Genomic DNA, 7,375 nt, shown 5'->3' with positions numbered 1-7,375 from the left:
CCACATGGGTGACCACCCGTCGTACAACGGAGCGCAGGGGCTCAGAAGATGATGTCGCCCGACTTGCGACGCGAGCGGAGGAGCTGGAGGGCCTCCTCCAGGATGTCCTTCGCCTCGTCCTCGGAGCGACGCTCCTTCACGTAGGCCAGGTGCGTCTTGTACGGCTCGATCTTGACCGCCGGCGGGGCGTTCTCGGCGTCGAGCCCGGCCGGGAGGCCGCAGCGGGGGCAGTCCCACGACTCGGGGGCGACCGCCTCGGCCGCGAACGTCACGACCGATCGGTGCTCCTTGGAGCAGAAGTAGGTGACACTCTGTCGCGGGGCGGCCTCGCCGCGCTCCGCCTCGCCCATCGGACCGGCACCGACCCGGCTACCGCGGATCGCGTTTCCTGCTCCAGCCAACTTCGTCGTTCTCCTTCTAGAGCTTCGTCTCAGGCGCCGTAGGCGTAGAGAAGGCCCAGCGCGATGATGCACGCGGACCAGATGAGACCGAGTCCGACCGTCAGGCGGTCGAGGTTGCGCTCGGCAACCGAGGAGCCACCGAGGGTGCTCGACACGCCGCCACCGAACATGTCGGAGAGGCCGCCGCCGCGTCCCTTGTGCAGGAGCACGAGGACGATGAGCAGGAAGCTGGTGGCGACGAGCAGGATCGTCAGGAGCAAGGTCACGATGCGGAACTCTACTTCACGGTTGGTGGGGTTTTGCGCGGTGGCTCAGAGCACCGGCATGTCGTAGAAGCGGCAGATGCCGCCGAACTCGTCGGCCTGGAGGCTGGCGCCTCCGACGAGGGCACCGTCGACGTCCGGCTTCGCCATGATGCCGCCGATGTTGCCGGCCTTGACGGAGCCGCCGTAGAGCACACGTACGGCGTCGGCCGTGGCGTCGCCGTGGACCTCGCGGACCCGCTCACGGATGGCGTGGCAGACCTCCTGGGCGTCCTCCGGAGTGGCGACCTCGCCGGTGCCGATCGCCCAGACCGGCTCATAGGCGATCACGAGCGCCGCCACCTGCGCGGCGGTGAGGCCCGCGAGCGAGCCGTCGACCTGCGCGAGGCAGTGACCCACCTGCTCCCCCGCCTTGCGGACCTCGAGGCCCTCCCCGACGCAGACGATCGGAGTCATGTCAGCCTTGATCGCCGCCTTCGCCTTGGCGTTGACGACCTCGTCGGTCTCGGCGTGGTACTCACGGCGCTCGGAGTGCCCGACCACCACGTAGGAGCAGCCGAGCTTGGCGAGCATGCCGGCGGAGATCTCGCCGGTGTAGGCGCCCGACTCGTGCACCGAGACGTCCTGGGCGCCGTACTTGATGCCGAGGCGGTCGCCGGAGACGACCGACTGCACCGACCGGAGGTCGGTGAACGGTGGGATCACCGCGACCTCGGCCTTGGCGAAGTCGTGCTTCTTGTCCGAGAGCGTGACCGCGAGCTTCTGGACCAGGACGACGGCCTCCTGGTGGTTGAGGTTCATCTTCCAGTTGCCCGCCATCAGCGGGACGCGGGGTGCGCGGGCCACGGTCAGGCTCCCAGGATCTGAATGCCGGGGAGGGTCTTGCCCTCGAGGTACTCCAACGAGGCTCCGCCGCCGGTGGAGATGTGGCCGAACGCCTTCTCGTCGAAGCCGAGCGTGCGGACCGCGGCGGCCGAGTCGCCACCACCGACGACGCTCAGGCCCTCGGTGCGGGTCAGCGCGTCGGCGACGGCACGGGTGCCCTCCGCGAACGCTGCCTGCTCGAAGACGCCCATCGGGCCGTTCCAGAAGACCGTCTTCGCGTCGGCGAGCGCCGCGGCGAACGCCTTGCCCGACTCCGGGCCGATGTCGAGGCCGAGCGCCTCGGCAGGGATCTGGTCGGCGGCAACCACGCGGGCCGACGCCTCGTCGCCGAACGCGTCAGCGACGACGATGTCGGTCGGCAGAACGATCTCCACGCCGGTCTCCGCGGCACGCTCGAGGTAGTCGAGGCAGACCGGGATCTGGTCCTCCTCGAGCAGGCTCTTGCCGACCTCGTGACCCTGGGCCTTGAGGAAGGTGAAGACCATGCCACCGCCGATGAGCAGCCTGTCGGCCTTGCCCAGCAGGTTGTCGATGACGCCGAGCTTGTCCGAGACCTTCGAGCCGCCCAGGACGACCGCGTAGGGACGCTCCGGGGTCTCGGTGAGCCGCTTGAGCACGTCGATCTCGGCAGCGACGAGGTTGCCCATGGCGTGCGGCAGGCGCTGCGCCACGTCGTACACGCTCGCCTGCTTGCGGTGGACCACACCGAAGCCGTCGGAGACGAAGGCGTCAGCCAGTGCGGCGAGCTGGTCGGCGAACGCGCCGCGCTCCCCGTCGTCCTTGCTGGTCTCGCCGGCGTTGAAGCGGACGTTCTCCAGCAGGGCGACCTGGCCGTCGGCCAGCCCCGCGACGACGGACTGCGCGGCCTCGCCGACGGTGTCGGTCGCGAAGGCGACCTCCTGGCCGAGCAGCTCGCCGAGGCGAGCCGCCACGGGAGCCAGCGAGTACTTCGCCTCGGGCTCGCCCTTCGGCCGGCCCAGGTGCGCCGTCACGACGACGCGGGCACCAGCCCCCGCCAGCGCCTGGATCGTCGGCACGCTGGCCCGGATCCGACCGTCATCGGTGATGGTCGAGCCGTCGAGCGGGACGTTGAGATCGGAGCGGACGAGGACGCGCTTGCCGCGCACGTCCCCCAGGGCGGAGAGGGTCTGGTTGCCAGTCACGCGTCAGAGGGTAGCGCCGATGTAGGTCACCAGGTCCGCCAGACGGTTGGAGTAGCCCCACTCGTTGTCGTACCAGCCGACGACCTTGACCTGGCGGCCGATGACCTTCGTCAGCGGTGCGTCGAAGATGCAGGAGGCCGGGTCGGTCACGATGTCGCTGGAGACCAGCGGGGCCTCGGAGTAGACGAGGTACGGCGCCAGGTCACCGTTGCTGGCCGCCTCGCGAACGATCGCGTTGACCTCCTCGACCGTCGTGTCGCGCTCGGCCTCGAAGGTGAGGTCGGTGAGCGAGCCGGTCGGCGTGGGGACGCGGACGGCGAAGCCGTCCAGGCGGCCGTTGAGCTCCGGAAGCACCTTGCCGATCGCCTTGGCCGCACCGGTGCTGGTCGGCACCAGGTTGAGCGCTGCGGCGCGCGCACGACGCAGGTCGCTGTGGATGTTGTCCTGCAGGTTCTGGTCGGCGGTGTAGGAGTGGACCGTCGTCATCAGGCCCTGCTTGATGCCCACACCCTCGTGGAGCGCCTTCGCCATCGGCGCGAGGCAGTTGGTCGTGCACGACGCGTTGGAGATGACGTCGTGCGCCGCCGGGTCGTAGTCGGTGTGGTTGACGCCCATGACGACCGTGACGTCGTCGTTGGAGGCGGGGGCCGAGATGATGACCTTCTTCGCGCCACCGCCGGTGATGTGGGCGCGCGCCTTGGTGGCGTCGGTGAAGAAGCCGGTGGACTCGATCACGACGTCCACGTCGAAGTCGGACCACCGCAGCGCGGCCGGGTCGCGCTCGGCGAACGCGTGGATCTCCTGGTCGCCGACGACGATCGTGTCGGCGGTGGCCTTGACGTCGACGTCGAGGCGACCGAGGACCGTGTCGTACTGCAGGAGGTGGGCGAGCACCGCGTTGTCGCTGAGGTCGTTGACCGCGACGATGCGGATCTTCTCGCCGGTCGGGTCGAGGGCGCGCACCGCCCGGAAGAAGTTACGGCCGATGCGGCCGAATCCGTTGATGCCTACGCGAACCGTCACTGTCTGCTCCTTGTGGGGCCGATGCCTGTCAGGGGCGTGATGTGGTGTGGATCACGCCTGACGTCCACAGTAGCGCTCGCGCCCTACTTACGCACGAGTAGTCTCACCCTTCGGTTCTTTAAAGAGCAAAAGCGGAGGATCAGGCCTCGTCGGCGAGCATCTCGGGCGTCAGCGACGACTCCGTGTCGGGGATGCCGAGGTCCTTCGCCTGCTTGTCGGCCATCGCCAGCAGGCGACGGATCCGGCCGGCGATGGCGTCCTTGGTGAGGACCGGGTCGTGGAGCTGGCCGAGCTCCTCGAGGGAGGCCTGCTTGTGCTCCAGGCGCAGGTGGCCAGCGAGCTTCAGGTGGTCGGGGACGTCCTCGCCGAGGATCTCCAGGGCCCGCTCGACCCGGGCGCCAGCCGCCACGGCGGCACGCGCGGATCGCCGCAGGTTGGCGTCGTCGAAGTTGGCCAGGCGGTTGGCGGTCGCACGCACCTCGCGGCGCATCCGGCGCTCCTCCCAGGCCATCAGCGTCTCGTGGGCGCCGAGCCGGGTGAGAAGCTCACCGATGGCGTCGCCATCGCGGATGACGACACGGTCGACACCGCGGACCTCACGCGCCTTCGCCTGGATGCCGAGGCGGCGGGCGACGCCGACCAGCGCGAGCGCAGCCTCCGGACCGGGGCAGGTGACCTCGAGCGAGGAGGAGCGACCGGGCTCGGTCAGCGATCCGTGGGCGAGGAAGGCGCCCCGCCACGCGGCGACGGCGTCGCAGGCGCCGCCCGAGACGACCTGCGGCGGCAGCCCACGGACCGGGCGGCCCCGCTGGTCGAGGAGGCCGGTCTGGCGGGCGAGCTGCTCACCATCGCGGACGACGCGCAGGACGTAGCGGCTCCCGCGGCGGATGCCGGCCCCCTGGACGACGGCGACCTCGGCGGTGTGGCCGAACATCTCCGCGATGTCGCGGCGCAGGCGACGCGCAGCCCCACCCGTGTCCAGCTCGGCCTCGACGACGATGCGTCCCGAGACGATGTGGATGCCACCGGCGAAGCGGAGCATCGTGGAGACCTCGGCCTTGCGGCAACACGTCTTCGTCACCACGCTGCTGGCCAGTTCGGACTTCACCTGTGCCGTCATCGCCATGGCGCGAATGATTCCACACCACCGAAGATCCGGGCATAGGCATCCGCAAGCCTGACCGGGTCGTGCTGCGACCGGCTTCCCGGCACGGCGACCTCCGCCAGGACCAGCTCCGCGCCGAGGCTCCGGACGGCACCCTCCAGCACCTCCGGGTCCTTCACGCTGCTCACGTCGGCCAGCACCGCATGGATCCGGAGCCCTGGCGCGTGGTCCAGCAGCGCAGCGAGGTGGTCCTCGGGCGCGTAACCGGAGGTCTCGCCCTTCTGCTCACCCAGGTTGAGGGTCACCACCACCTTCGCCTCGGTGGTGATCAACGCCTCGCGAAGCTCCCCCACCCGCAGGTGCGGGATCACCGAGGAGTACCAGCTGCCGGGGCCGAGGACGACCCAGTCAGCGGTGCGCACCGCCTCCACGGCCTCGGGGCACGCAGGGGCGTCGGGCGGGTCGAGCTCGAGGCCCAGGATCCGGCCCGGCGTCGTCGCCACCGCGACCTGGCCGCGGACCGTGGTCACCTCGTCCGGACGCGACGGGTCGTGGCCCAGGACCTCGGCGTGGATCTCCATCGGGGTCACCGCCATCGGCAGCACGCGGCCGCGCGCGTCGAGGAGCTTGCCGACCCAGTCGAGCCCGTCGACGTGCTCGCCGAGCTGCTCCCACAGGGCCACGATGAGCAGGTTGCCGAGGCTGTGGCCGCGCATGGCGCCCTCGCCCGCGAAGCGGTGCTGGAGGACGCGCGCCCACGTCTGGCCCCACTCGTCGTCACTGCACAGCGCGGCCAGCGCCATGCGGAGGTCACCCGGCGGGAGGACACCGAACTCGTCGCGCAGCCGCCCCGAGGAGCCGCCGTTGTCGGCCACCGTCACGACAGCGGTGACCTGGTCGATCACGTGCCGCAGCGCCGACAACGACGCGTGCAGTCCGTGCCCACCACCCAGCGCGACCACCGCGCCGGAGAGCAGCGGGCGATCGGTGTGCTTGCCGGTCACTCGCGCCCCAGGTCGCGGTGGGTCGCCGTCGCGTCGAAGCCGAGGTCACGGAGCCGACGCGCCAGCTCCTCGGTCATCGCGACGCTGCGGTGCTTGCCGCCGGTGCAGCCGATCGCGATCGTGGCGAACCGCTTGCCCTCGCGCAGGTAGCCCTCGGCCACGGTCTGCACGACCGGGACGTACTGCGCCAGGAACTCCTGCGCGCCCGGCCGCTCCGTGACGTACGCCGAGACGGACTCGTCCCGGCCGGTCAGCGGACGGAGCTCGGGCACCCAGTGCGGGTTGGGGAGGAAGCGCATGTCGGCGACGAGGTCAGCGTCGACGGGGATGCCGTACTTGAAGCCGAAGCTCGTGCAGGTGATCTTGAGCCGCATGGCATCGGGAGCCCCGAACGCCTCGGCGACCCTGGCGGTCAGCTGGTGGACGTTGAGGTTGCTCGTGTCGACCACCAGGTCGGCGTCGCTGCGCAGGTCCGCGAGGACCTGCCGCTCTCGGTGCAGGCCGTCGAGGAGACGGCCCCCCGCCTGGAGCGGGTGCGGACGCCGGGCGGCCTCCTGGCGGCGTACGAGGACGTCGTCGGTGGCTTCGAGGAAGAGCAGCGTGGTGCGGCGGCCCGTCGCGCCCTGCGCGAGGTTGGCCCGCAACGTGTCGAAGAACGACCCGGACCGCACGTCGACCACGACGGCGATCGGCTGCTCGTAGCCGCGGGTCTCGTCGACGAGGCGCACCACGTCGCGCAGCAGCGTCGGCGGCAGGTTGTCGACGACGTAGAACCCGAGGTCCTCGAGCTCCTTGGCGGCCGTGCTGCGGCCAGCGCCCGTCATGCCCGTGACGACCACGAGCTCGCCGCGGTGCGCGGCGCCCTCCTCGGGTGGGTGCATGCTTCCTCCTCGGTTCAGGCGGGAGACGTTACCGGTGTGCCTCGAGAGCGGCCTGCATGTCCGCGACGGCCAAGGTGCGCGCGTTGCCGTTGGCCGCGTTGAGGACGAGCGGGAGCCCCTCCGCGACCAGGTGCTCGAGGAGCGAGCGGCCCGGCGCCGCGTGGGCCACCAGCGTGCCCTCGGGGCGGTCGCCGGCTGCGGTGGTCGCGCCGAGCCAGCGGTCGAGGCGGCTCGGGTGCGTGAAGGCGAGCACGGCGGGGCCGTCGCCGAAGTCGCGGACCTCGGGCGAGAAGGCACCGCTGGAATCCTCCCGCCCGGGCATCCCCAGGTGGGCCTCGAGCAGGACGGGCGCGAGGTCCGCGAGCGGCGCTTCGTCGTGCAGCAGCTGCTCGAGGTCGCTCTGCGGCGGGGCCTCGGGGGCCAGCGGGTCGAACGTCATCTCGTCACTCCTCGGTGATCTCGCCCGTGGTCATGTTGACCGTGGGGGCAGCGGGCTTCGCCGCGGCGACGGCGGTGGCGATCGCGGCGGCGGTGCGGGGGCCGATCCCGGGCACGACGGCGATCTCCTCCACGGTCGCAGCGCGGAGCTTCTTCAGCGAGCCGAAATGCTTCATGAGCACCTTCCTGCGCACCTCTCCCAGGCCGGGGAC

General features: G+C 70.9%; 10 protein-coding genes. All 10 read right to left on the bottom strand.

Going from position 1 to position 7,375, the window contains the following annotated elements; genetic code table 11:
• Positions 1 to 41: 41 nt before the first annotated feature.
• On the bottom strand, positions 42 to 401 hold the full coding sequence (locus tag VLF38_RS08580) for an RNA polymerase-binding protein RbpA (RefSeq protein ID WP_305028941.1): 360 nt from the start codon (positions 399 to 401) through the stop codon (positions 42 to 44).
• A 29-nt stretch (positions 402 to 430) separates the two neighbouring features.
• Positions 431 to 667, bottom strand: coding sequence for a preprotein translocase subunit SecG (secG, locus tag VLF38_RS08575; RefSeq protein ID WP_107699813.1), 237 nt, complete (start codon positions 665 to 667; stop codon positions 431 to 433).
• A 45-nt stretch (positions 668 to 712) separates the two neighbouring features.
• Complete coding sequence (tpiA, locus tag VLF38_RS08570; RefSeq protein WP_325270851.1) at positions 713 to 1,483, bottom strand: triose-phosphate isomerase; 771 nt, start codon at positions 1,481 to 1,483, stop codon at positions 713 to 715.
• Between the two features lie 29 nt (positions 1,484 to 1,512).
• Complete coding sequence (locus VLF38_RS08565) at positions 1,513 to 2,712, bottom strand: phosphoglycerate kinase (protein ID WP_325270850.1); 1,200 nt, start codon at positions 2,710 to 2,712, stop codon at positions 1,513 to 1,515.
• 3 nt (positions 2,713 to 2,715) lie between these two features.
• The gene (gene gap / locus VLF38_RS08560; protein WP_325270849.1) at positions 2,716 to 3,735 is read right to left on the bottom strand and encodes a type I glyceraldehyde-3-phosphate dehydrogenase; all 1,020 of its coding nucleotides are present in this window, start codon (positions 3,733 to 3,735) and stop codon (positions 2,716 to 2,718) included.
• A 139-nt stretch (positions 3,736 to 3,874) separates the two neighbouring features.
• A complete protein-coding gene (whiA, locus tag VLF38_RS08555; RefSeq protein WP_107699817.1) occupies positions 3,875 to 4,861 on the bottom strand; it encodes a DNA-binding protein WhiA in 987 nt (328 codons plus the stop codon).
• Positions 4,852 to 5,844: a uridine diphosphate-N-acetylglucosamine-binding protein YvcK gene (locus VLF38_RS08550; protein WP_325270848.1), complete on the bottom strand. Its 993-nt coding sequence runs from the start codon at positions 5,842 to 5,844 to the stop codon at positions 4,852 to 4,854. Before VLF38_RS08550 ends, whiA begins: the two co-directional genes overlap by 10 nt.
• Positions 5,841 to 6,725: an RNase adapter RapZ gene (rapZ, locus tag VLF38_RS08545; protein WP_325270847.1), complete on the bottom strand. Its 885-nt coding sequence runs from the start codon at positions 6,723 to 6,725 to the stop codon at positions 5,841 to 5,843. The genes VLF38_RS08550 and rapZ overlap by 4 nt, the downstream gene beginning before the upstream one ends.
• A 28-nt stretch (positions 6,726 to 6,753) precedes the next feature.
• A complete protein-coding gene (locus tag VLF38_RS08540) occupies positions 6,754 to 7,164 on the bottom strand; it encodes a hypothetical protein (protein ID WP_325270846.1) in 411 nt (136 codons plus the stop codon).
• A gap of 4 nt (positions 7,165 to 7,168) precedes the next feature.
• A partial coding sequence (locus tag VLF38_RS08535) for a helix-hairpin-helix domain-containing protein (RefSeq protein WP_325270845.1) occupies positions 7,169 to 7,375 on the bottom strand: 207 nt, incomplete at its 5' end.

Source organism: Nocardioides sp., assembly GCF_035481145.1.
Lineage (GTDB): Bacteria > Actinomycetota > Actinomycetes > Propionibacteriales > Nocardioidaceae > Nocardioides.
Note: the sequence above shows the minus strand (reverse complement) of the source record. Positions and strands in the feature narration are given on the sequence as shown.